General features: G+C 64.5%; 24 protein-coding genes. 16 read left to right on the forward strand and 8 right to left on the reverse strand.

Translation table 11 applies throughout. The features are described from left to right. The 4 genes from E4L98_RS30420 to E4L98_RS21630 form a co-directional block, all read right to left on the reverse strand. Window positions 1-212, reverse strand: a 212-nt coding sequence (locus E4L98_RS30420) for a hypothetical protein (RefSeq protein WP_205746802.1), incomplete at its 3' end; no start/stop codon positions are given. Window positions 213-252: 40 nt separating this feature from the next. Continuing rightward, window positions 253-882: a hypothetical protein gene (locus E4L98_RS21620; protein WP_135203615.1), complete on the reverse strand. Its 630-nt coding sequence runs from the start codon at window positions 880-882 to the stop codon at window positions 253-255. A gap of 19 nt (window positions 883-901) precedes the next feature. Further along, the gene (locus E4L98_RS21625) at window positions 902-1,522 is read right to left on the reverse strand and encodes a hypothetical protein (RefSeq protein WP_135203616.1); all 621 of its coding nucleotides are present in this window, start codon (window positions 1,520-1,522) and stop codon (window positions 902-904) included. Window positions 1,523-1,655: 133 nt separating this feature from the next. Then, entirely contained in the window at window positions 1,656-3,074 is a 1,419-nt protein-coding gene (locus E4L98_RS21630) for a metallophosphoesterase (RefSeq protein ID WP_229257503.1), read from the reverse strand. A 77-nt stretch (window positions 3,075-3,151) separates the two neighbouring features. On the opposite strand from E4L98_RS21630, the gene E4L98_RS21635 reads away from it, so the two are divergent. Both E4L98_RS21635 and hrcA read left to right on the forward strand, forming a co-directional pair. After that, on the forward strand, window positions 3,152-3,859 hold the full coding sequence (locus E4L98_RS21635; RefSeq protein WP_135203617.1) for an HAD family hydrolase: 708 nt from the start codon (window positions 3,152-3,154) through the stop codon (window positions 3,857-3,859). Between the two features lie 78 nt (window positions 3,860-3,937). Beyond that, window positions 3,938-4,954, forward strand: coding sequence for a heat-inducible transcriptional repressor HrcA (gene hrcA / locus E4L98_RS21640; RefSeq protein ID WP_135203618.1), 1,017 nt, complete (start codon window positions 3,938-3,940; stop codon window positions 4,952-4,954). An 11-nt stretch (window positions 4,955-4,965) separates the two neighbouring features. Here the strand turns inward: hrcA and fur are convergent, their stop codons facing one another. After that, window positions 4,966-5,397: a ferric iron uptake transcriptional regulator gene (gene fur / locus E4L98_RS21645; protein WP_135203619.1), complete on the reverse strand. Its 432-nt coding sequence runs from the start codon at window positions 5,395-5,397 to the stop codon at window positions 4,966-4,968. 165 nt (window positions 5,398-5,562) lie between these two features. Here fur and E4L98_RS21650 point away from each other — a divergent pair, with 165 nt between their 5' ends. Genes E4L98_RS21650 through E4L98_RS21670 form a run of 5 tightly spaced genes read left to right on the forward strand, consistent with a single transcriptional unit; the run spans window position 5,563 to window position 8,434 of the window. Next, window positions 5,563-6,198: an outer membrane protein assembly factor BamE gene (locus E4L98_RS21650; protein ID WP_135203620.1), complete on the forward strand. Its 636-nt coding sequence runs from the start codon at window positions 5,563-5,565 to the stop codon at window positions 6,196-6,198. A gap of 13 nt (window positions 6,199-6,211) precedes the next feature. Continuing rightward, the gene (dapB, locus tag E4L98_RS21655; protein ID WP_135203621.1) at window positions 6,212-7,018 is read left to right on the forward strand and encodes a 4-hydroxy-tetrahydrodipicolinate reductase; all 807 of its coding nucleotides are present in this window, start codon (window positions 6,212-6,214) and stop codon (window positions 7,016-7,018) included. After that, complete coding sequence (locus tag E4L98_RS21660) at window positions 7,015-7,680, forward strand: MotA/TolQ/ExbB proton channel family protein (protein ID WP_135203622.1); 666 nt, start codon at window positions 7,015-7,017, stop codon at window positions 7,678-7,680. The genes dapB and E4L98_RS21660 overlap by 4 nt, the downstream gene beginning before the upstream one ends. A 2-nt stretch (window positions 7,681-7,682) precedes the next feature. After that, window positions 7,683-8,108: an ExbD/TolR family protein gene (locus tag E4L98_RS21665; RefSeq protein WP_135203623.1), complete on the forward strand. Its 426-nt coding sequence runs from the start codon at window positions 7,683-7,685 to the stop codon at window positions 8,106-8,108. Further along, window positions 8,108-8,434: a barstar family protein gene (locus E4L98_RS21670; protein ID WP_135203624.1), complete on the forward strand. Its 327-nt coding sequence runs from the start codon at window positions 8,108-8,110 to the stop codon at window positions 8,432-8,434. Before E4L98_RS21665 ends, E4L98_RS21670 begins: the two co-directional genes overlap by 1 nt. On the opposite strand, the gene map is transcribed toward E4L98_RS21670, so the two are convergent. Genes map through E4L98_RS21685 form a run of 3 tightly spaced genes read right to left on the reverse strand, consistent with a single transcriptional unit; the run spans window position 8,415 to window position 10,482 of the window. Beyond that, complete coding sequence (map, locus tag E4L98_RS21675; RefSeq protein ID WP_135203625.1) at window positions 8,415-9,269, reverse strand: type I methionyl aminopeptidase; 855 nt, start codon at window positions 9,267-9,269, stop codon at window positions 8,415-8,417. The two genes, E4L98_RS21670 and map, sit on opposite strands and share 20 nt — an antisense overlap. 44 nt (window positions 9,270-9,313) lie before the next feature. Beyond that, window positions 9,314-9,679 (reverse strand): VOC family protein, encoded by a 366-nt coding sequence (locus E4L98_RS21680; RefSeq protein WP_135203626.1) that lies wholly within the window; start codon window positions 9,677-9,679, stop codon window positions 9,314-9,316. A 41-nt stretch (window positions 9,680-9,720) separates the two neighbouring features. Continuing rightward, window positions 9,721-10,482: a DUF6597 domain-containing transcriptional factor gene (locus E4L98_RS21685; RefSeq protein ID WP_135203627.1), complete on the reverse strand. Its 762-nt coding sequence runs from the start codon at window positions 10,480-10,482 to the stop codon at window positions 9,721-9,723. A gap of 127 nt (window positions 10,483-10,609) precedes the next feature. On the opposite strand from E4L98_RS21685, the gene leuS reads away from it, so the two are divergent. From leuS to E4L98_RS21730, 9 genes are all read left to right on the forward strand, one after another. Then, a complete protein-coding gene (leuS, locus tag E4L98_RS21690; protein WP_135203628.1) occupies window positions 10,610-13,231 on the forward strand; it encodes a leucine--tRNA ligase in 2,622 nt (873 codons plus the stop codon). A gap of 7 nt (window positions 13,232-13,238) precedes the next feature. Next, a complete protein-coding gene (locus tag E4L98_RS21695) occupies window positions 13,239-13,862 on the forward strand; it encodes an LPS-assembly lipoprotein LptE (protein ID WP_135203629.1) in 624 nt (207 codons plus the stop codon). 8 nt (window positions 13,863-13,870) lie between these two features. Continuing rightward, complete coding sequence (gene holA / locus E4L98_RS21700) at window positions 13,871-14,887, forward strand: DNA polymerase III subunit delta (RefSeq protein ID WP_135203630.1); 1,017 nt, start codon at window positions 13,871-13,873, stop codon at window positions 14,885-14,887. A gap of 16 nt (window positions 14,888-14,903) precedes the next feature. Beyond that, window positions 14,904-16,175, forward strand: coding sequence for a glutamate-5-semialdehyde dehydrogenase (locus tag E4L98_RS21705; RefSeq protein WP_135203631.1), 1,272 nt, complete (start codon window positions 14,904-14,906; stop codon window positions 16,173-16,175). 8 nt (window positions 16,176-16,183) lie between these two features. Next, a complete protein-coding gene (locus E4L98_RS21710) occupies window positions 16,184-16,606 on the forward strand; it encodes a CopD family protein (protein WP_135203632.1) in 423 nt (140 codons plus the stop codon). Window positions 16,607-16,617: 11 nt separating this feature from the next. Then, entirely contained in the window at window positions 16,618-17,220 is a 603-nt protein-coding gene (locus E4L98_RS21715; protein WP_135203633.1) for a 2-hydroxychromene-2-carboxylate isomerase, read from the forward strand. A gap of 48 nt (window positions 17,221-17,268) precedes the next feature. Continuing rightward, window positions 17,269-18,471, forward strand: coding sequence for a THUMP domain-containing class I SAM-dependent RNA methyltransferase (locus E4L98_RS21720; RefSeq protein ID WP_371857272.1), 1,203 nt, complete (start codon window positions 17,269-17,271; stop codon window positions 18,469-18,471). A 125-nt stretch (window positions 18,472-18,596) separates the two neighbouring features. Then, window positions 18,597-19,868, forward strand: a complete 1,272-nt coding sequence (locus E4L98_RS21725) for a multidrug effflux MFS transporter (RefSeq protein ID WP_135203634.1) — start codon at window positions 18,597-18,599, stop codon at window positions 19,866-19,868. A gap of 219 nt (window positions 19,869-20,087) precedes the next feature. Next, window positions 20,088-22,238, forward strand: coding sequence for an HDOD domain-containing protein (locus E4L98_RS21730; RefSeq protein ID WP_167761409.1), 2,151 nt, complete (start codon window positions 20,088-20,090; stop codon window positions 22,236-22,238). Window position 22,239 lies beyond the last annotated feature (1 nt).

The raw sequence follows: 22,239 nt of genomic DNA on the forward strand, positions 1-22,239 counted from the left end.
ACGGTTATCGCGACTCTGATTTCTTCTTCCTGAAGATCAAAGCCGCTTTTCCCGGTAATCCGCGATGAACCAAAAAAAAGCCCGCTCAGTGGCGGGCTTAAATCCATTTCCTTTGCAAGAAGTGGAGGAGACAGGTGCAGTATGCTGGCTTGCGACATATAGCGCCACTTTATTTTCCCAATATCAATTATTTTCAAAGCGTATAACTGCAAAAAAAACGCCCCGTAGGGGCGTTTGTCGGGGAGGTGCGGCTTAGCGCGGCGTGCAGGCGACCAGCAGGTTGCTGACGTTGGCTTCGTTGATCACGCCAATGCCGTTGCTGACGGTGCACTTCACGCCGTAGTCGGTCAGGCCGGCCTTGATCGGATCCAGCCAGGTGACGCCGTAGTTCGAGCCGTCGGGCAGGTTGCCAAAGCTGAATTCGCCGGCGCCGTTGGTGCCGCTGGCGCTGCTGACCGTGATCGAGCTGGAACCGTTGGTCAGCGTGATCAGGCGCGCGGTGCCGTCGGCCGCCGCCGTCAGGCCGGTGAACTGGCCGCCCAGGGTGTAGGTGTTCTGGGTGCAGGACACCAGCGCGTTGATTTCAATCGTCAGGCCGGCCGAACCGCGGTTGCTGACGCCGTCCACGGCGCAGGTCATGTGGGCCGGAGGGGTTTTGACTTCGACGTCGAAGCTGTCGCCGTAGCTGATCTGGCGCGAGAAGCTGAAGCTGGTGGCGCCGGCCGGCACGCTGACGGTGTCGCTGCCGTTGGACAGCACCAGGCCGCTGTTGGACAGTCCGGCAATGGTGCCCTTCACGGTGTACTGCGCCTTGCCGCCGCAACCGGCCAGGGCCGCTACCAGGCCCAGGGCCGCGCCGACATGTACGAACGAAAATTTCATGTGATTCTCCAAAAAATCATTATTTGGTGTTGTCGACGCAGTTGACGATCAGTCCCAGGCCGTCAAAGTTCGGCATGATGCCGGGGTTGTTGGACGGATCGACCGCGCAGGTCTGGCCGTCGGGCTGGACCGCGACGGTAGCGCCGTACAGCGAACCGTTGGACACCTTGGTCGGGAAGATAAAGGTCACATCGGCGCCTGGACTGGTGGTCGACGGCAGCACGCCCACCCTGTCGGTACCGTTGGCCAGCACCATGCCCTTACCCTTCAGGTTGTGGACGGTGCCGCCCAGGTTGTAGGGGTTGGCGGTACAGGTCACGGCCACGTAATAAACGGTGTAGACGTTGGCCTTGTTGTTGTTGTTGGATAGCACGCAGTTGGCGCCGGTCGGCTGGGTGTCGACCTCGACGTCGAACTGTTCGTCCTGGGCCATCAGTTTGGTGAAGACAAAGCTGGTGGCGCCGTCGGCCACCGTCAGTTTCTCGCCATTGCCCTTGTTGATCAGGACCAGACCGGACTTGGCCGGGCCGTTGTAGGTGATGGTGCCGGACAGCGACAGGCTGCCGTCGTTGCCGCCGCAGGCGCTCAGTATGACAGCACACAGCAGGGCAAGGCCCGCACGCAGATACGAACTTTTCATAAAACTCTCTCTCCAAAACGAATAGGGCCCGGCAGCACGCACGGGAGGCAGCATATTACACGTGTGGGCCGTATTTTAGTGCATTTGGTAACGGCGTCCCCGCAAATGGATGTAACGACATGTGTCGCCACCGCTAATTCACCCGCGCCACCTCGCACTGCGAGCGGCGGCCGTCTATGGTGCAGCGGTTGCGGATCCTGCCATCCAGATCATGCACTTCGACCGCCCATTGTTCCGGCCCGCGCCGTTCCATGGTCATGAAGCCGAAACCGTCCTGCCAGGCGCTGAAGTGTTCGATCACCGCGCCCGGCGCCGGCTGGGTGCCGGCCGGCAGCGGCGCCGGCAGCGGAATGATGTCTTCCTGGGTGCCGGCGAAACCGGCCACGAACTGGCTCGGATGGCCGCTGGAAAAGCTCAGCTGCTGCCACATGTGGATATGGCCCCCCAGCATGACTTGTATCGTCGCCGGCAACAGTTGCGGGTTGACCGCGCCAAAACTGGCGCTCAGGCCGGCGTCGCCGAGCAGCAGCTTGACGCTGCCGTCGGCGTTATGGTCGGTGCCGATGCCCAGCAGCGGATGGTGGGCGATGCCGATATTGTGCGGCGCACGCTGCGCCAGCGCATCGAGCTTGCGGTACAGGTCGCGGTATTTGTCGTAGCCGGTGTCGCCCGGCTTGAGCCCCTTCCAGCTGGTGTTGGCGGTGTCCAGCACCAGCAACTGGGTATCCTGGCCGATCGGGATGGCGTAGGGATCGCTGTAGTTGCCGGCATTGTCATCGGCGGCCGCATTGCAGTCGCGGCCCTTGAGCAGCGGCCGCGGATCGAGGAAGCGCCAGTAGCCCTGGCCGCCGCGCGTGCAGTTTTCGTGATTGCCGCGCGCCATGACCCACGGCGCGGCGTCCAGCAGCTTGGCGCCGGGCGCGAAGAAATCCTCGTCCCAGGCTTCCCAGCCGTAGCCCCACGGCGAGCCGGCGCACCCGGTGTTGCCTTCGGGGCAGGCGTTTTCGCGGTAATGGTAATCGCCGACGTGGATCACCAGGTCGGGCTTCCAGGCGGCGGCCTGGGCGGCGACGGCGGCAAATGGATATTGTGTGCTGTCCTGGCAGGCTTGCCAGCTGTTGCTGCTCTTTTGCAGGCGGCAGCCGGTGTCGCCGATCACCACGATGCGCTGCGGTGCGGCTGCGGGCAGCGGCAGCGCGCGGCCCAGCACCCTGGCGCTGGCGGCGTCCCTGGGCAGGGCCGTTTCACAGGTCAGCAGCGGGAATTCCGCCGGTTTGGAGTCGGCCGGCGCGGACGGCGTCGGCCGCAGTGCGATGGTTGCGGCCGGCGCACGCAATTGCATGGGCTGCTTTCGGCCGTCGATCTCGATCTCCGGGCAGCCGGGCGCATCGATCAGCACGCGGGCGACGGCGGCGCCGTATTCGCCCATCACCACGTAGGACGTGAAATCCGGCGCCGGGCCGGTACGGGTGCCGGCGCAGCCGGCCAGCAGCAATATGGCGACAGGCGCCGCGATGGGCGCGGCCCAGTGTTTCAGAGGGGATGGCAGCACGGCAGCTCCAGCGAAGTACAGCCCCGTAATTTACCATGCCGCTACAATAGCGTCGTTGTCACCCTTCTCTGTCTGCCATGAGCCCACGCCGCCCGCTTGCCCTGCTGTTCGATCTGGACGATACCCTTTGGCCCATCGGGCCGGTCATCATGGCGGCCGAGGTCAGCTGGCACGCCTGGCTGGCCACCCACGCGCCCAGGGTGGCGCAGGCGTTCGATGTGGCCGAGCTGCGCGCACGCCGCATGGCCCTGCTGGAGCGCCGGCCCGAGCTGGTGGCCGATCTGTACCAGCTGCGGCGCGAGGCGCTGGCCGAGGTGTTTGCCGAAACCGGCGAGGATCCGGCCCATATCGACGGCTCGATGCGGCATTTCGCCATCCAGCGCAACCTGGTCACGCCCTACGACGACGTGCTGCCGGTGTTGCCGCTGCTGCAAGGCATGCTGCGGCTGGGGGTGATCACCAATGGCAACGCCGACCTTGAAGTCATCGGCCTGCACCATCACTTTGAGTATGCGCTGTCGTCGTCGCGCTTCGGTCGCGCCAAGCCGGATCCGGCGATTTTCCTGGCCGCCTGCGCGGCGATGGGCGTGGCGCCGCGGGACGCCGTCTACGTCGGCGACGATCTGCGGCTGGACGTGCAGGGCGCTCAGAGCGCCGGCCTGCGCGCGGTCTGGATGAATCGCCACGGCAGCGATGCGCACCTGGCGGCCGGTGTCACGCCGGACGCGATCTGCGCCAGTTTCGACGAGCTGCTGGCCTGGATACGCGCGCAGATGCAGCATTGACGCCACGTCGCGGCCCTCGCGGGGCACGGAGCGTGCATAATAGGCAGAAATCTTCACCGGCAATCACTGATATATAGCATGCAACTCGATACACGCGCACAAACCCTGCTCAAAGCCCTGGTCGAACGGTACATCGCCGATGGCCAGCCGGTGGGCTCGCGTGCGCTTTCCAAGATTTCCGGCCTGGAGCTGTCGCCGGCGACCATCCGCAACATCATGGCGGACCTGGAGGAGCTCGGCTACGTGGCCAGCCCGCACACCTCGGCCGGGCGGATTCCGACGCCGCGCGGCTATCGCATCTTCGTCGACACCTTGCTGACGGTGCAGCACATCGACGAGCAGGCGGTGGAGGCGCGCATGCGCCTGCAATCGCCGCAGCCGCAAAAGATGCTCACCAATGCGGCGCAGATGCTGTCCTCGCTGTCGCAGTTCGCCGGCGTGGTGCTGACGCCGCGGCGCGAATCGGTGTTCCAGCAGATCGAGTTCCTGCGCCTGGGCGAGAAGCGCATCCTGCTGGTGATCGTGGCGCCGAACGGCGACGTGCAGAACCGCCTGCTGCTGACCGACGTCGATTACAGCCCGGCGCAGCTGACGCAATCGGCCAACTACCTGAACCAGAATTACGCCGGCCTGGCGTTCGATGAGATCCACGCCCGCTTGCAGACGGAGGTGCGCCAGCTGCGCGACGACATGGGCCGGTTGATGCAGGCGGCGGTGGAGGCGGGCAGCGAAGCGATGTCCGACGATTCCGACAACATGGTGATCGCCGGCGAACGTAATCTGCTGTCGGTCAGCGACCTGTCATCCAACATGAGCTCGCTGCGTCAGATGTTCGACATGTTCGAGCAGAAGACGGGACTGATGCAGTTACTGGACGTGTCCAGCAAGGCCAGCGGAGTGCAGATCTACATCGGCGGCGAATCCAGCCTGGTGCCGATGGACGAGATGAGCGTGGTGACCGCGCCCTACACCGCCAACGGCAAGATCGTCGGCACGCTGGGGGTGATCGGCCCGACGCGCATGGCCTACGAGCGGGTGATCCCGATCGTCGACATCACCGCCAAGCTGCTGTCCAACGCCCTCAGCCATAATTAAAGTCGGGACTCTTACGCCGGCCGGTGCGGGCAGGCGGTCTTGGTGCAGGTGCCATAGATCGCCAGCGCGTGCTCGGCAATCTTGAAGCCGCGCTCCTTGGCAATGGCGTGCTGGCGCTCCTCGATCGCTTCGTCGAAGAATTCTTCCACGCGGCCACAATCGACGCACACCAGGTGGTCATGGTGCGAGCCGGCGTTCAGCTCGAAAATCGCCTTGCCGGTCTCGAAATGGTTGCGGTTCAGCAGGCCGGCCTGCTCGAACTGGGTCAGCACGCGGTAGACGGTGGCCAGGCCGACGTCCATGTTGTCGGCCAGCAGGATTTTGTACACATCCTCAGCCGTCAGATGGCGCACTTCGCTGTTCTGGAAGATTTCCAGAATCTTGATGCGTGGCAGGGTGGCTTTCAGGCCGCTGGCTTTCAGGTCTGGAGGATTATTGCCCATGATGGTAACTCTTCTATGTGGTGACGAATGGCTAGGCGCTAGTTTACCGTACTCCGACCCCGCCCGCACCTCATTCACAGTTACAAAGATTTGCCCCATCCCACCCGGGGTGCTTTATGATATAGCGTTTTTCGGCACTTACGCTCGACCAGATTGAGGACTTTTATGCGCGTCACCCAGGCTTTTTCGCAGTCTTTGTTGCACCGTTTCATACCTGTCGCCACGGTAGCGCTGGCGCTGGGCGGCTGCGCGACCAAAACCACGCTGGGCGAGAAATCGACCGAAGTCCACGATGCCGCGCCGACGCTGGATGCCAGCAAGGGCGCGCAAACCACCACCATCACCAAGCTGCAGCGCTTCATGTGGTTCTTCTCGCCATATCGTCCGGATATTCAGCAGGGCAACTTTGTCTCTGAGGAAATGTTGGCGCAGCTGAAAGTCGGCATGACCCAGGACCAGGTGCGTTTCATCTTCGGTACCGCGCTGCTGACCGATCCGTTCCACGGCAAGCGCTGGGATTATGCCTTCCGCCTGGCCAAGGGCAATGGCGAAATCACCACCAGCCGCGTGATCGTGTTCTTCGACAAGGATGACCGCGTCGAACGCTGGGAAGGCGGCAATCTGCCGACCGAGAAAGATTACATCGCGCGTATCGCCGGCCCGGCGCCGAACGCCAAGAAAGAAGCCGCCACCGAAGCCGCGCTGGCCAAGCCGGCGCCGACCGCGCCGCTGCCGGCCGGTTCCGACAATCCGGCCGCCGCCTCGCCGGTGGGCGTGACGATCAAGAACGACAAGAAATAAGCAAGGATTGAGCATGACCGAAATGAACATCGCCATTGCCGGCGCCGGCGGCCGCATGGGCCGCATCCTGATCGAAGCGGTGCAGAACGCCGGTGACGCGCGCCTGTCGGGCGCCCTGGACCGGGTTGGTTCCGAGCAGGCCGATGCCGCCGCCTTCCTGGGCAAGCCGGCCGGCGTGCCGGTGGAATCGGATTTCGGCAAGGGCCTGGCCGGCGCGCAGTACCTGATCGATTTCACCCGTCCCGAAGCCACCCTCAAGCACCTGGCCTACTGCGCCGAGCACGGCATCAAGCTGGTGATCGGCACCACCGGTTTCGACGAGGCCGGCAAGGCGGCGATTGCCGCAGCGGCCCGGAAGACCGCGATCGTGTTCTCGCCCAACTTCTCGGTCGGCGTCAACGTCACCATGAAGCTGCTGGAGCAGGCCGCCAAGGCGCTGTCCACCGGCTACGATATCGAAGTGATCGAAGCACACCACCGCTTCAAGGTCGATGCCCCGTCCGGCACCGCGCTGAAGATGGGCGAGGTGATCGCCGATGCCCTGGGCCGCGACCTGAAGGAGTGCGCGGTGTATGCGCGCGAAGGCGTGACCGGCGAGCGCGATCCATCGTCGATCGGCTTTGCCACCATCCGCGGCGGCGACATCGTCGGCGATCACACTGTGCTGTTCGCCGGCATCGGCGAGCGCATCGAGATCAGCCACAAGTCCAGCAGCCGCGTGACCTACGCGAACGGCGCCCTGCGCGCCTGCCGCTTCCTGGCCGACAAGCCGACCGGCCTGTTCGACATGTACGACGTGCTGGGCCTGAAAGACAAATGAATCCCGCGGCCAGCGAATTCACCCTGAGCCGCTTCTGGGAGCAGGGCGACGCGATCAGCCACGCGGTGGCCTTCGTGCTGCTGGCGATGTCGCTGGTGAGCTGGTTCTTCATCCTGGCCAAGGCGTTCGCGGCCTGGCGCATCCGCCGCAGCGCACCGGCGGTGCAGGCGTTCTGGGATGCGCCCAGCATGCAGGATGGCGTGGCCGCGCTGACGCTGGCCGATCCCGAGCGGATTTTCCTGCCGCTGGCGCAGCAAGGGGCGCAGCAGTTGCAGGTGGCGGACCGGGCGTCGCTGGGCGGCGAGATGGACCGCGCGGCGCAAGTCACGCGCGTGTTGCGCGCGGCGATCCAGCGTTCCACCAACCGTCTCGAAGGCGGGCTGACCCTGCTGGCGTCGATCGGCGCCACCGCGCCGTTCGTCGGCCTGCTGGGTACGGTCTGGGGCATTTATCATGCGCTGGCCAATGTGTCGTCGCACGGCACGGTGCAGATCGACAAGGTGGCCGGCCCGGTGGGCGAGGCGCTGGTGATGACCGCCATCGGCCTGACGGTTGCGATTCCGGCGGTGCTGGCGTATAACGGCTTTAACCGCGTCAACCGGCTGACCCTGGCCGAGCTGGACGCCTTCGCCCACGACCTGCACGCCTACCTGACCAAATAATCATGGCTTTCGGCGCCTTCAATCACCACCGCAACCCCGGTCCGATGGCCGACATCAACGTCACGCCGATGGTGGACGTGATGCTGGTGCTGCTGGTGATTTTCATCCTGGCGGCGCCGATGTTCACCGGCGCGGTCAAGCTGGAACTGCCGAAGGCGCAGGCGCCGGCCGCGCAATCGGCGCCGGCCGCCACGGTCACGCTGTCGATCGACGGCGCCGGCAAGATTTTCTGGAATAACGATCCGGTCGACCAGGCCGCGCTGGCATCGCGGCTGGTGGAGGCGTCGAAACTGGACCCGCAACCGGAACTGCAGCTGCGCGCCGACAAGAACACCCGCTACGAAGTGGTGGCGCAGGTGATGGCCGCGGCGCAGAGCAATGGCTTAACCAAACTGGGCTTCGTCACCGACCCCAAGGACAAGAAATAATGGCAACCGCAGAACTGAACGGCGCGGCGATCACCGATTTTCCCAGCTTCCACGCCGCGTGCAAGGCGGCGCTGGGCTTTCCCGATTCGTACAGCAATACCATGGATGCCTGGGTCGATTGCCTCAGCTATCTGCGCGACGATGACGGCATGAGCAAGTTCCGCCTCAAGCCGAACGAGGTGCTGGAGATCGTCATCCGGGACGCGGCCGCCATGCAGGCCGCCGTGCCCGATATTCTCGAAGAAGTGAGCTATTGCGTGGCCGGCATCAACGAGCGCTACGAGGACTACGGCGAGAAGCCGGCCCTCAAGCTGACGTTGCGCTGACGCTGTCGGCCGACGCGGCGCCGGCCGGCGTCGGATTGGGGATGTTGGCCTTGGCGCCGGTCTCGCCCGGCGCCAGCGTCAATACCTCGAAGCCGGTCTCGGTGACCAGCACCATGTGTTCCCATTGCGCCGACAGCGATTTGTCGCGCGTCTCCACGGTCCAGCCGTCGCTGAGCTGACGGGTGGCCGCCCTGCCGGCATTGATCATCGGTTCGATGGTGAACAGCATGCCCGGCTTCAGCACCATGCCCTGGCCCGGACGGCCGTAGTGGGTAACCTGCGGATCTTCGTGGTAGACCATGCCGATGCCGTGGCCGCAGTAATCCTCGACCACGCTGTAGCCGGCCTTTTCGGCCACGGTCTGGATCGCGAAACCGACGTCACCCAGGGTCGCGCGCGGCCTGACGGCGCGGATGCCGGCCCACATGGCGGCATAGGTGGTTTCCACCAGCTTGCGGGTCGGCTTGCTCGGCTCGCCGACGTAGTACATGCGGCTGGTGTCGCCATGCCAGCCATCCTTGATCACGGCCACGTCGATGTTGATGATGTCGCCTTCCTTGAGCACCTCGGTGTCGGACGGGATGCCGTGGCAGACCACGTGGTTGACCGAACTGCACACCGTGGCCGGGAAGCCGCCGTAGCCGACGTTGGCCGGAATCGCCTGCTGCACGTTGACGATGTAGTCGTTGCACAGCTTGTCGAGGTAGGCCGTGGTGACGCCGGGCTTGACGTGCGGGGCGATCATGGTCAGCACGTCGGCCGCCAGTTTTGCGGCGACCCTGGCCTGGACGATCTGCTCAGGCGACTTGATGAGATTGGCGTTACGGCGGGACATGGACGACCTCTTTATTTTGCAGAGGCCGTAGTGTGCCACAACCGTCAGCGCACCGCTGTCAAATCGAAGTGCGGGTTGTCGATCAGGCAAAGCAGGTTGCCGAACGGGTCGGCCAGTTCCACCGTCCTGATGTTCTCGCCGACGTCCTGGATGGCGCCGTGCAGGGTTGCGCCCAGGCTGGTGATGCGGGCGACTTCGGCGTCGAGGTCGTCCACGCCCCAGTAGACCATGCTGCCGGCCGTGCCGGGCTGGCCGTCCGGGATCAGGCCCAGTTCGAAGCCGCCGATGTTGAAGCCGACGTAAAACGGCTGGTCGAAATAGGGCGCGGTGTCGAATACCTGGCTGTACCACGCCTTGGCGGCGGCCAGGTCCCGGACCGGATAGGCCACGGTGCGCAATCCCTTGATCATGTTCGCTCCTGCAAAGTTGGTGAAAGCACCATCTTGGCACATCAGGGCTGCGGGCGATTGGAAAAATGGAATCGCTCGGGCGCGCTGCCGGCGAATTCCTGGAAATCATGGATCAGGTGGGACTGGTCGAAGTAGCCGCAGTCCAGCGCCAGTTGCGCCCAGTCCGGCGCGGCCGCGTCCTTGAGCGCCATCGCCGCGCGGCGGAAACGGCAGATGCGGGCATACAGCTTGGGCGACAGCCCGACATGCTCGCGGAACTGCGCCGCCACGTGCTGACGCGACACACCCAGGCGCGCGGCCAGCACCTCGATCCGCAATTCGCCGCCGCTGCCTTCCAGCGCGCGCAGCGCCTGCTGCACCAGCGCCGCATGACCGGCGCGGACCTGCGCCCCCGCTTGCAGCCGCCGCAGCAGTTCGCGTTCGATCACGGCGAGTCGCGAGCGCTCGGGCGCATCGCTGGTCCACAGCGCATCGGCCAGCCGGTCCGCGGCGCTGCGTCCCCACAGCAGATCGATATCCGCACGCTGATCGGTCAGCGCATGCAGCGGCGTGGCCAGAAAAATGCCGGCCATGCCGGGCTTGAAGCGCACCGCCAGGGTCCGTACCGGATGCTCACTGGCGACCAGGATCGCGCCGCTCATCATGCCGACGGCAAAACCCGGCTGCCCGCCGTCCTGCCACAGGATGTCCACGCAATTATCGGGCAGCACCCGGTGCGTGTGCGAAGCTGGCGCCCGCGCTGCCCACAGACACTCGACATAAGGGGCCAGCGCCATGTCGGGCCGATATTCGCGATAATGCATCAAATGCGCTCCAGGGATGGATTATTTTGCAATTCTAGCGCGGCATTCCCTCTGCCGGGCCGCGCCGTACGGCCGCGCGTCAAGGTATAATGTCCGGTTCATATTCACTTCTGGCCGTACACCCATCATGCAAGATAAATATAGTCCCGCTGACGTAGAAAAAGCCGCTCAATCTCACTGGAAGGCGATCGATGCCTACAAGGCCGTCGAGAACGATCCGCGCTTCCCGAAGGGGAAGTATTACGCCTGCTCGATGCTGCCTTACCCTTCGGGCAAGCTGCACATGGGCCACGTCCGCAACTATACGATCAATGACGTGATGTACCGTTACCTGCGCATGAACGGCTACAACGTGCTGATGCCGATGGGCTGGGATGCGTTCGGCATGCCGGCGGAAAACGCGGCGATGGCCAACAACGTGCCGCCGGCGCAGTGGACCTATTCGAACATCGCCCACATGCGCTCGCAGATGGAACTGATGGGCCTGGCCATCGACTGGTCGCGCGAAATGACCGCGTGCAAGCCGGAATACTACAAGTGGAACCAGTGGATGTTCCTGAAGATGCTGGAAAAAGGCATCATCTACAAGAAGACCGGCACCGTGAACTGGGACCCGATCGACCAGACCGTGCTGGCCAACGAGCAGGTCATCGACGGCAAGGGCTGGCGCTCGGGCGCGGTGATCGAAAAGCGCGAAATCCCGATGTACTACGCGCGCATCACCGACTACGCCGAGGAGCTGCTGGACTACGTCGACACCAAGCTGCCAGGCTGGCCTGAGCGCGTGCGCATCATGCAGTCGAACTGGATCGGCAAGTCGACCGGCGTGCGCTTCGCCTTCACCCACGACATCAAGGGCGCCGACGGCGCGCTGATCGGCGACGGCAAGATGTACGTGTTTACCACCCGTCCGGACACCATCATGGGCGTGACCTTCTGCGCCGTGGCGGCCGAGCACCCGCTGGCCGTACTGGCCGCGCAGGGTAATCCGGAACTGGCCGCCTTCAACGCCGAGTGCAAGCTGGGTTCCGTGATCGAAGCCGACATGGCGACCATGGAGAAGAAGGGCATGCCGACCGGCCTGTTCGTCACCCATCCGCTGACCGGCGACAAGGTCGAGGTCTGGGTCGGCAACTACGTGCTGATGACCTACGGCGACGGCGCCGTGATGGGCGTGCCTGCCCACGACGAGCGCGATTTCGCCTTCGCCAAAAAATACAATCTGCCGATCAAGCAGGTGATCCAGGCCGAAGGCCAGGCATTCTCCACCGACGCCTGGCAGGAATGGTATGGCGACAAGGAAGTCTCGGTCGTCACCAACTCCGGCAAGTACGACGGTCTGCGCTACAAGGAAGCGCTGGAAGCGGTGGCCGCCGACATGGCCGCCAAGGGCCTGGGCGAGAAGAAGACCACCTTCCGCCTGCGCGACTGGGGCATCTCGCGCCAGCGTTACTGGGGCACGCCTATCCCGATGATCAACTGCGCCGATTGCGGCTCGGTGCCGGTGCCTGAAAAAGACCTGCCGGTGGTGCTGCCGGAAGACTGCGTACCGGACGGCAGCGGCAACCCGCTGAACAAGTACGAGGCTTTCCTCAAGTGCGACTGCCCGCAGTGCGGCAAGCCGGCGCGTCGCGAAACCGACACCATGGATACCTTCGTCGATTCGTCGTGGTATTACATGCGCTATACCTCGCCGGGCTCGAACGACGCCATGGTCGACGCGCGCAACGATTACTGGATGCCGATGGACCAGTACATCGGCGGTATCGAACACGCCGTGCTGCACCTGCTGTACGCGCGCTTCTGGACCAAGGTGATGCGCGACTTCGGCCTGGTCAAGTTCGACGAGCCGTTCGTCAACCTGCTGACCCAGGGCATGGTGCTGAACGAAACCTATTACCGCGAAGATGAAGCGGGCAAGAAGACCTGGTTCAACCCGGCCGACGTCGATCTGACGCTGGACGACAAGGGCCGCCCGCAAGGCGCGGTGCTGAAGGAAGACGGCCTTGCCGTCAACATCGGCGGCACCGAGAAGATGTCGAAGTCGAAGAACAACGGCATCGACCCGCAGGCGCAGATCGAACAGTACGGCGCCGACACCGCGCGCCTGTTCACCATGTTCGCCTCGCCGCCGGAGCAGACGCTGGAATGGTCGGGCAGCGGCGTGGAAGGCGCCAACCGCTTCCTGCGCCGCGTCTGGGCCTTCGGCTACGCCAACCGCGAAGCGTTCGCCGCCGCCGGTTCGCCGCTGAGCGCCGTCGCCGCCTCGGACGCCGGCAAGACCCTGCGCCGCGAAGTGCACAAGGTGCTGCAGCAGGCCGACTACGACGTCAAGCGCATCCAGTACAACACCGTGGTCTCGGCCTGCATGAAGATGCTGAACACGCTGGAATCGGCCAAGGACGCGGAAGCGGCCGTGCTGGCGGAAGGCTACGCGATCTTCCTGCGCCTGCTGAACCCTGTGGCGCCGCACATCACCCACGTGCTGTGGAAAGAGCTGGGCTACGCCGGCGACATCCTCGACGCGGCCTGGCCGCAGGTCGATCCGGCCGCGCTGGAGCAGTCGGAAATCGAAATGATGATCCAGGTGAACGGCAAGCTGCGCGGCAGCATCGTGGTGCCGAAAGCGGCCGACAAGGCCGCCATCGAAGCGGCCGCGCTGGCCAACGAAGGCGTGCAGAAGTTCATCGAAGGCACGCCGAAGAAGGTGATCGTGGTGCCGGGCAAACTGGTCAACATCGTGGTGTAATCGGATCATGGCGACTACTTCGAAGTTCTTCCGCCGCGGCCTGGTGTACGTGGCCGTGCTGGCCGCCTCGCTGACGGTGTCGGCCTGCGGCTTCCATCTGCGTGGCGAGGGCGGCCACTACACGCTGCCGTTCCCGACCATGTACATCGGGCTGCCGGAGTCGTCGCCGCTGGCGATCGATCTGAAGCGCAATATCCGCGCCAACGGCGGCACCGCGGTGGTCAGCAATCCGCAGGACGCCGACGGCGTGGTCGAGGTACTCTCCAATCCGGAGAAGACCAAGACCAAGACCATTCTGTCGCTGAACAGCAATGGCCGCGTGCGTCAGTATCTGCTGACGTACAACATCGTGTTCCGCGTGCTGGACAAGCAGGGCAACCAGCTGCTCGGTCCGACGCAGATCACGCTGACCCGGCCGATCGACTTTAACGAAACCCAGCTGCTGGCGAAGGAGCAGGAAGAAGCGCTGCTGTACAAGGACATGCAGACCGACCTGGTGCAGCAGATGATGCGCCGCATCGCGGCCGTCAAGACGCCGGGCATGTCGCTGGCGCCGACGCCGCTGCCGGGCGCCGACAAGCAGCCATCGGCGCAGCCGTCGACCATCCCGCCGGCCGTGCCGATCCAGTAAGGGCGAGTATGCAATTGCGGTTGGAGGCGCTGGACGGCCATTTGAAAAAGTCGCTGTCCCAGCTCTACGTGATCACCAGCGACGAGCATCTGCTGGCGCTGGAGGCGGCGGACAAGATCCGCAAGGCGGCGCGCGCGCAAGGGTATTCCGAGCGCGACGTGCTGACGGTGGAGCGCAGCTTCAAGTGGGGCGAGCTGCTGGCGGCCAATCAGGCGCTGTCGCTGTTCGGCGATAAAAAGCTGATCGAGCTGCGCATCCCGACCGGCAAACCGGGCAAGGATGGCGGCGCGGCGCTGCAGAATTATGTGAAGGATCTGAGTCCTGACAACCTGACTCTGATCACCCTGCCGAAGCTGGACTGGCAGACGCAGAAGGCAGCCTGGGTGACCAGTCTGCAGCAGGCGGCGGTGTATATCGACATCCCGCAGGTGGAACGGGCGCATTTGCCCAACTGGATAGGCCAGCGTCTCGCCCAACAAGGGCAGAGCGCGGACCGGCAGAGCATCGACTTCATCGCGGACCGCGTGGAAGGCAATCTGCTTGCGGCCCATCAGGAAATACAGAAACTGGCCCTGTTGCACGAGCCGGGCAAGCTGACCTACGAGCAGGTGCACGACGCGGTGCTGAACGTGGCGCGTTACGACGTGTTCAAGTTGAGCGAGGCGATGCTGGCCGGCGATCCGGCCCGCCTGGTGCGCATGCTGGAAGGCTTGAAAGGCGAAGGCGAAGCCTTGCCGCTGGTGCTGTGGGCGGTGTCGGAGGAAATCCGCACGTTGCTCAAGCTGAAGGCGGGCATGGCGCAGGGACGGCCGCTGGGGGCGCTGCTCAAGGAGTACCGCATCTGGGGGCCGAAGGAACGCATGATGGACCCGGCGCTGCGCCGCATTTCGCTGCCGACGCTGGAAGCGGCAATGAAGGACGCCGCGCAAGTGGACAAGATGATCAAAGGCCTGCGCGCAAAAGCGTTTGCCGGCGACGCGTGGGACGCGATGCTGCAACTGGCGTTGAAGGTCGCACGCGGTTAATTCCGACGAGACGACAATGGACATCAAGCAGTACATGGAAGAATTAGGCCAGCGCGCCCGCAAGGCGTCGCGCGCGATGGCCAGGGCCGACACGGCGACGCGCAACCGCGCGTTGACGCTGATCGCCGACGCAATCGAACGCGACGCCGCCGACCTGCGCGCCGCCAACCAGCTGGACATGGACGCCGCCGCCGCCAACGGACTGGAGCCGGCCATGCTGGACCGCCTGGCGCTGTCCGACAAGGCCATCGCCACCATGGTCGAGGGCCTGCGCCAGATCGTCGCGCTGCCCGACCCGATCGGCGAAATCTCCGACCTGAAATTCCGTCCGACCGGCATCCAGGTCGGCCAGATGCGCGTGCCGCTGGGCGTGATCGGCATCATCTACGAATCGCGTCCGAACGTGACCGTGGACGCGGCCGGCCTGTGCATCAAGAGCGGCAACGCCACCATCCTGCGCGGCGGCTCGGAAGCCATCCACTGCAATCGCGCGCTGGCGAAATTGGTCAAGCAGGGCCTGGCCGGCGCCGGCCTGCCGGAAGATGGCGTGCAGGTGGTGGACACCACCGACCGCGCCGCCGTCGGCGCCCTGATCACCATGCCGCAGTACGTGGACGTGATCGTGCCGCGCGGCGGCAAGAGCCTGATCGCGCGCCTGATGGCGGAAGCGACGGTGCCGATGATCAAACACCTGGACGGCATCTGCCACGTCTACATCGACGGCAAGGCCGACATGCGCAAGGCGCTGGACATCGCCTTCAACGCCAAGTGCCACCGCTACGGCACCTGCAACACCATGGAAACGCTGCTGGTGGCCCGCTCGATCGCGCCGCAATTGCTGCCGCAACTGGCCAGGCTGTACGCGACCAAGGAAGTCGAGTTGCGCGCCGATCCGGAAGCGCTGGCGATCCTGTCGGCCGCCGGCTATCCGCACCTGGTGGCGGCCACCGAAGAGGACTGGGCCACCGAATACCTGGCCGCCATCCTGGCGGTGAAAGTGGTGGCCGATGCCGACGAGGCGATGGAGCACATCGACGCCTGGTCGTCCAAGCACACCGAGGCCATCGTCACCGAAGACCACTCGGTGGCCATGCGCTTCCTGCGCGAAGTGGATTCGGCGTCGGTGATGGTCAACGCCTCGACCCGCTTCGCCGACGGTTTCGAATACGGCCTGGGCGCGGAGATCGGCATCTCCAACGACAAGCTGCATGCACGCGGCCCGGTCGGCCTGGAAGGACTGACCTCGCTGAAATACGTGGTGTTCGGCCACGGTGAAGTAAGACAATAGGGAGCCTTATGCTGTACCTCTGGATCAAAGCACTGCACATTTTCTTCGTCATCGGCTGGATGGCCGGCGTGTTCTACCTGCCGCGCATCTTCGTCAACCTGGCGATGGAGACCGACAAGAACACCATCGCGCGCCTGCTGCTGATGGGGCGCAAGCTGTACCGCTTCTCGATGTGGCTGTCGGTGGGGGCGGTGGTATTCGGCGCGATCCTGATCTATCTGGCATACGGCATCCACATGCCCGGCTGGCTGCACGCCAAGCTGACGCTGGTGGTGCTGGTGATCGGTTACCACCACATGTGCGGCCCGATCCTGAAGAAGTTCGAGCGCGGCGAGAATACCCGCAGCCACAGGTGGTTCCGCGTGTTTAACGAGCTGCCGGTGTTCGCCATGCTGGCGATCGTGCTGCTGGTGGTGGTCAAGCCATTCTGACGGGGACGACGATGAGCAAGGTTTGCCAGTATTTCTTTTCCGCGCAGTCGCCGTGGGCTTATCTGGGCCACGAGCGCCTGGTGACCATGGCGCGCAAACACGGTGTGCAGATCGAGATCAAGCCGTGCGACCTGGCCAATGTGTTCGACGCCTCCGGCGGCCTGCCGCTGGCCAAGCGCGCGCCGCAGCGCCAGGCGTACCGGCTGGTGGAGCTGGCACGCTGGTCGGCGTATCTGGACCTGCCGCTGCAGCTGCATCCGCCGTTCTTTCCGGTGGCGCCCGATCTGGCGAACCGGTTGATCGTGGCGACGCGGCAGGCGCATGGCACCGAGCAGGCGCTGGCGCTGTCCGGCGCCATCATGCGCGGCGTGTGGGCGGACGAGAAGAATATCGCCGACGAGGTGACGCTGGCGCGCATCGCCGGTGGCTGCGGTCTGGATGGCGCGGCGCTGCTGAAGGCGGTGGAGTCGGCCGCGGTCAAGGCCGAATATGAGAACAACACGGCACAGGCCCACGCGGCCAGCGTTTTCGGCTCGCCATGGTATGTGCTGGATGGCGAAAACTTCTGGGGCCAGGACCGCCTGGATTTCCTGGAACGTGCAATGCAGAAGTAACCCGCGCCCCACGGGGCGCATTTTTTTTAACGGACAAAAGGTACACCTATGGCATCCTTCTTTTGCCCATGCCCGCGCGGCATGGAAGCGGCGTTAGCCGAAGAACTGCGCGAAATCGCGCAACAAAGCACCACCATGAAGGTGCACAACGAAGTTCCCGGCGGCGTGCACGCCTCGGGCGAGCTGGAAGACTCGTACCGCATCAATCTGCATTCGCGCATCGCCTCGCGCGTGTTGATGCGCATGGCCGCCGGCGGCTACAAGAACGAGAACGATATCTACGACCTGACGCTGGCGCAGCCATGGGAAGAGTGGTTCAGCTACGACCACACCATCCGCGTCGACATCACCGCCGTCAAGTCGCCGCTGAAAAGCCTGGAATTCACCACGCTGAAGATCAAGGACGCCATCTGCGACCGCTTCCGCGACCAGTACAACAAGCGTCCGTCGGTCAACACCAGGGAACCGGACATGCGCATCGTCGGCTTTCTCGACGCGCACCAGTTCATCGTCTACCTGGACACCTCGGGCGAAGCGCTGTTCAAGCGCGGCTGGCGCAGCGAAACCGGCGACGCGCCGCTGCGCGAAAACCTGGCCGCCGGCCTGCTGCGCGTCTCGGGCTGGAAGCCGGGCGTGCCGCTGTTCGACCCGATGTGCGGTTCCGGCACCATCCTGTGCGAAGCCGCGCAGATGGTGCAGGGCATCCCGCCGGGCGCGCGCCGCCGCTTCGCGTTCGAGAAGTTCCATGATTTCGACGCCGCGGTGTGGCAGGACATGAAGGCCGCCATCAAGCCCAATCCGCTGCCGGCCGAGCCGACCATCTTCGGTTCCGACATCTCGGGCGACATGGTGGCCATGACCCGCTACAACCTGCGCAACGCCGGCATCCTGTTCGACGTGCCGCTCAAGCAGATCGAGGCGCAGCAGATCCAGGCGCCGACCGCGCAGCCAGGCATCCTGCTGACCAATCCGCCGTACGGCGAACGTATCGGCGTGCGCGGCGACAGCTCGCTGGGGCAGGACGAGCTGGCCAACAGCTTCTACGCGGATTTCAGCTCCACGCTGAAGCAGCGCTTCGCCGGCTGGACCGTCTACCTGTTCACCGCCGACCTGGGCGTGCCCAAGCTGCTGCGCCTGAAGGAAGCGCGCAAGACGCCATTCTTCAACGGCGCGCTGGAATGCCGCTTGTTCCGCTTCGACATGGTGGCCGGCTTCAACCGCCGCGAAGCCGCCAAGCCGAAAGAAGTCTGAGTCTCCCGCCGTAGCGCTGCCCGGGCTGGGCCCGGGCGCGGGGAGGGCGCGCAGCGCTCCTGCCTTCCCGCTGCCATCCGCCACCCGCCGCCCGGCGCCGGCGCGTCCCATAAGGAAAACGATTTATGCTGCCTGCACCGCCCGCCAATCTGCCCGACCAGGACATCGCCGACGATGTGCCACCGCCCGAACCGCCGCACCGCAAGCCGCTGACCGCCGGCGCGCTGGCGACCATGCTGGCCGCGCTGTCGATGATAGGCCCGTTCTCCATCGACGCCTATCTGCCGGCCTTCCCCAACATCCAGGCCACGCTGGGCGCCACGCCGCTGGAAGTGCAGCAAAGCCTGACCTTCTACATGCTGGCCTTCGCCGGCATGGTGCTGTGGCATGGCGCGCTGTCGGACGCCTTCGGCCGCCGCAACGTGATCCTGGTTTCATTGGGCATGTTCGCCGTCGGCACGCTGGGCTGCGCCGCCGCGCACACCGTGCATTATCTGTGGGTGTTCCGCATCATGCAGGGGGTGTCGGCCGGCGCCGGCGTGGTGGTGGGGCGCGCCATCATCCGCGACTTGTATGAGGACGCCGCCGCCGCGCGGCTGCTGTCGCTGGTGACCATGATCTTCTCGATCGCGCCGGCCGTGGCGCCGATACTGGGCGGCTGGATCGTCACCCTGTTCGACTGGCGCGCCATCTTCCTGTCGCTGCTGGCCTACAGCACGCTGCTGTTCATCTTCTGCTACCGCCGCCTGCCGGAGACGCTGCCGCCGGAAAAGCGCCATCCCTTCAATCCGCGCTTTTTGCTGCGTAACTACGGCGAGATCCTGCGCTCGCCGCTGTTCCACTTCAAGACGGCGGTGGTGGCGTTCAACTTCGCCGGCCTGTTCATCTACATCTCGGCGGCCCCGGTGTTCCTGCCGCAGCAACTGGGCCTGGGCGCATCGCAATTCGGCTGGCTGTTCATCCCCTCGGTGAGCGGGATCTTCCTCGGCGCGCTGGCGGCCAACCGCATCGCCGGCAAGATGACGTTCGCGCGCCAGATCGGCATCGGCTTCTGCTTCCTGCTGGCCGCCGCCACGCTCAATCTGCTGTATCACCTGTTTTTCCCGCCCGCGCTGCCGTGGACCGTGGCGCCGCTGCTGTTCTACACCTTCGGCATGTCGGTGGTGGCGCCGGGGGCGACGCTGCTGGCGCTGGACCTGTTCCCGCACATTCGCGGCACGGTGGCATCCTGCCAGTCGTTCGCGGTGACGCTGCTGGGCGCCATCGTGGCGGGCGTGATCGCGCCCGTTCTATCACATTCCGCGCTATGGTTAGCCGCGGGACAGATGGCATTTAGTGGCTCTGCTCTCGCTTTATGGTTGACGTCGCGCTATTACCGGAGCATATTATCGCGCTAATCAAGTCGATATTCGTTAACGGCAGGAAATTCAATTAGTTGAGAAAGAAATTTTTCCTACTGTTAAGTGTGCATCGGACTTTATGATAAGATAATTTTTTGCGGTACTCCTTTTAAGCTTGAAGTGGCCCTGGAACCCGCATGAATCCTGGTTTTGGCGGAATGCGGCGAGTGAGTTCCGCCTCTCGATCGATGTCTACCGGCGGCAATGCTTGATACGATGCATCAACAATCTGACCACGATATTCGCAATCGGCTGCTGATTGCCCGTCTGCCGGCCATGCCGCAGATACTCATCAAGTTGATTGAGCACCTGCAGGCCGACGACGCCGGCATGCCGGAGCTGGCCGCGCTGATCGCCAAGGACGCGGCGATGACCAGCAAGATCCTGACCGTGGCCAACAGCTCGGCCTATCACCGCAACCAGCGCACCGTGGGCCTGGAGCAGTCGCTGGTCTCGCTGGGCACCGACATGATCAAGACGCTGGTGATCAGCGAATCCGTGTTCCAGACCTTTAACAGCTTCCCCCATTCCGGCAGCACCGATCTGCGCGGATTCTGGAAAGGCTCGCTGACCACGGCGGTGATCGCGCGCGACGTCGCCCGGCAGATGGATTACCAGCACCTGGAAGAGGCTTATCTGGCCGGCCTGTTGCACAACGTCGGCCGCCTGGCGCTGCTGGCCACCGCGCCCAAGGAATACGCCTTCAACTTCACCGCGCGCGACGACGAGGATTTGTGCGCGGTCGAGCAGCGCACGCTGCAGATCACCCACGCCGAAGCCGGCGCCTGGCTGATCGAGCGCTGGAACCTGGATTCCTTCCTGGCCGACTCCGTGCTGTATCACCACGAACCGATCGCCCGGCTGGAGTCTTCGCATCCGCTGATCCGCATCGTGCGGCTGGCGCACCTGTTGTGCTGCCACGACGACCAGGAACAGGCGATCGAGGAATCGGCGCGGCTGTGCAACCTCGATGGCGAAAAGCTGGACCTGATCCTGAAGAACGCCGCGCGCCAGGTGGAGAAGTCGGCCAATTACCTGGGCATCGACCTGACCGGCGCGGACGACATCGTGGCGCCGGTGGCGTACGCGCCGCCCATCGTCGATCCGGTGCAGCAGCGCCTGAGCGAGGAAGTGCGCAACATGGTGCTGGTCTCCGAGATGGGCCAGACCTTCGCCCGCCAGCATGGCGAAAGCGGCCTGCTGGAAGCGATGACGCGCTCGGCGCGCATCCTGTTCGACTTCGAAACCGCCGTGGTGCTGCTGGAGAATCCGACCGGCCACGCGCTGCACGGCGTGCCTACCGGCGAACACCAGAACCGCCTGGCCGAATTCGTGGTGCCGCTGAACAAGGGCGGGCTGGTGGCGCAGGCGGCGCTGGAGCGCAAGCTGTCGTACATCAACCGCGACGGCCAGGTGCACAACGTGACGGAAGAGCAGCTGTTCCGCATCCTCGGCAGCGAAAGCCTGGTGTGCCTGCCGCTGGTGGCCAACCAGCGTTGCCTGGGCGTGCTGATCGGCGGCGCGCCGGCCTGGCAGCTGCCGCTGTTCCAGAAGCGCGAGCGCTTCCTGCAGTCGTTCGGCACCCAGGCCGCCGCCGCGCTGGAGACCGCGCTCAGCGAACGTGGTCACGCCAGGCGCCAGATCGCGCAGGTGGCGGAAGAATACCGCGAAGCCTCGCGCCGCGTGGTGCACGAGGTGAACAACCCGCTGTCCATCATCAAGAACTACCTGTCGGTCCTGGACAGCAAGCTGGCGCGGCGCGAACCGGTGGTCGGCGAGATGTCGATCCTGAACGAGGAAATCGACCGCGTCGGGCAGCTGATCAACGGCCTGGCCGATCTGCAGCCGACCGAAACCTCGCGCACCACCGACGTCGGCAAGGTGGTCGACGACGTGCTGCGCCTGTTCCGCGCCACCGATTTCGTGCCCGCCTCGGTGCAGATGGTGGTGCGCATGCAGGAGGAGCCGGCCGAAATCGACGGCGATGCCGACATGCTCAAGCAGATCCTGGTCAATCTGATCAAGAACGCCGTCGAAGCGCTGGGCGACGGCGGCCGTATCGAAATATCCAACCGCGGCCACGTCAACCGCGAACGCAAGCTGTATCTGGAACTGGTGGTCAGCGACACCGGTCCGGGGTTGTCGGCCGAGGTTCTGGCCAACCTGTTCTCCCCCGTACGCAGCAGCAAGGAAGGCGCCAACCACGGACTGGGACTGTCCATCGTCCATACCCTGGTCAAGAAAATGCAAGGCCTGATTACCTGCCGCTCCGGCAAAACAGGTACTACCTTTGAAATCCTGTTGCCCGCCAAGGGCAGTACCAGTCAAGTCGCCGGCGTGCAAACGCGGGTGATGGATTCAGTTTAAG

The sequence above is a fragment of the Duganella callida genome, from assembly GCF_004614165.1.
Classification (GTDB): domain Bacteria; phylum Pseudomonadota; class Gammaproteobacteria; order Burkholderiales; family Burkholderiaceae_D; genus Rugamonas; species Rugamonas callida.

What these genes read in the sequence shown, in the direction of transcription:
- E4L98_RS21620 (WP_135203615.1), bottom strand. Translation starts at nt 882, where the DNA reads ATGAAATTTTCGTTCGTACATGTCGGCGCGGCCCTGGGCCTGGTAGCG.
- E4L98_RS21625 (WP_135203616.1), bottom strand. Translation starts at nt 1,522, where the DNA reads ATGAAAAGTTCGTATCTGCGTGCGGGCCTTGCCCTGCTGTGTGCTGTC.
- E4L98_RS21635 (WP_135203617.1), top strand. Translation starts at nt 3,152, where the DNA reads ATGAGCCCACGCCGCCCGCTTGCCCTGCTGTTCGATCTGGACGATACC.
- hrcA (WP_135203618.1), top strand. Translation starts at nt 3,938, where the DNA reads ATGCAACTCGATACACGCGCACAAACCCTGCTCAAAGCCCTGGTCGAA.
- fur (WP_135203619.1), bottom strand. Translation starts at nt 5,397, where the DNA reads ATGGGCAATAATCCTCCAGACCTGAAAGCCAGCGGCCTGAAAGCCACC.
- E4L98_RS21650 (WP_135203620.1), top strand. Translation starts at nt 5,563, where the DNA reads ATGCGCGTCACCCAGGCTTTTTCGCAGTCTTTGTTGCACCGTTTCATA.
- dapB (WP_135203621.1), top strand. Translation starts at nt 6,212, where the DNA reads ATGACCGAAATGAACATCGCCATTGCCGGCGCCGGCGGCCGCATGGGC.
- E4L98_RS21660 (WP_135203622.1), top strand. Translation starts at nt 7,015, where the DNA reads ATGAATCCCGCGGCCAGCGAATTCACCCTGAGCCGCTTCTGGGAGCAG.
- E4L98_RS21665 (WP_135203623.1), top strand. Translation starts at nt 7,683, where the DNA reads ATGGCTTTCGGCGCCTTCAATCACCACCGCAACCCCGGTCCGATGGCC.
- E4L98_RS21670 (WP_135203624.1), top strand. Translation starts at nt 8,108, where the DNA reads ATGGCAACCGCAGAACTGAACGGCGCGGCGATCACCGATTTTCCCAGC.
- map (WP_135203625.1), bottom strand. Translation starts at nt 9,269, where the DNA reads ATGTCCCGCCGTAACGCCAATCTCATCAAGTCGCCTGAGCAGATCGTC.
- E4L98_RS21680 (WP_135203626.1), bottom strand. Translation starts at nt 9,679, where the DNA reads ATGATCAAGGGATTGCGCACCGTGGCCTATCCGGTCCGGGACCTGGCC.
- E4L98_RS21685 (WP_135203627.1), bottom strand. Translation starts at nt 10,482, where the DNA reads ATGCATTATCGCGAATATCGGCCCGACATGGCGCTGGCCCCTTATGTC.
- leuS (WP_135203628.1), top strand. Translation starts at nt 10,610, where the DNA reads ATGCAAGATAAATATAGTCCCGCTGACGTAGAAAAAGCCGCTCAATCT.
- E4L98_RS21695 (WP_135203629.1), top strand. Translation starts at nt 13,239, where the DNA reads ATGGCGACTACTTCGAAGTTCTTCCGCCGCGGCCTGGTGTACGTGGCC.
- holA (WP_135203630.1), top strand. Translation starts at nt 13,871, where the DNA reads ATGCAATTGCGGTTGGAGGCGCTGGACGGCCATTTGAAAAAGTCGCTG.
- E4L98_RS21705 (WP_135203631.1), top strand. Translation starts at nt 14,904, where the DNA reads ATGGACATCAAGCAGTACATGGAAGAATTAGGCCAGCGCGCCCGCAAG.
- E4L98_RS21710 (WP_135203632.1), top strand. Translation starts at nt 16,184, where the DNA reads ATGCTGTACCTCTGGATCAAAGCACTGCACATTTTCTTCGTCATCGGC.
- E4L98_RS21715 (WP_135203633.1), top strand. Translation starts at nt 16,618, where the DNA reads ATGAGCAAGGTTTGCCAGTATTTCTTTTCCGCGCAGTCGCCGTGGGCT.
- E4L98_RS21720 (WP_371857272.1), top strand. Translation starts at nt 17,269, where the DNA reads ATGGCATCCTTCTTTTGCCCATGCCCGCGCGGCATGGAAGCGGCGTTA.
- E4L98_RS21725 (WP_135203634.1), top strand. Translation starts at nt 18,597, where the DNA reads ATGCTGCCTGCACCGCCCGCCAATCTGCCCGACCAGGACATCGCCGAC.
- E4L98_RS21730 (WP_167761409.1), top strand. Translation starts at nt 20,088, where the DNA reads ATGCATCAACAATCTGACCACGATATTCGCAATCGGCTGCTGATTGCC.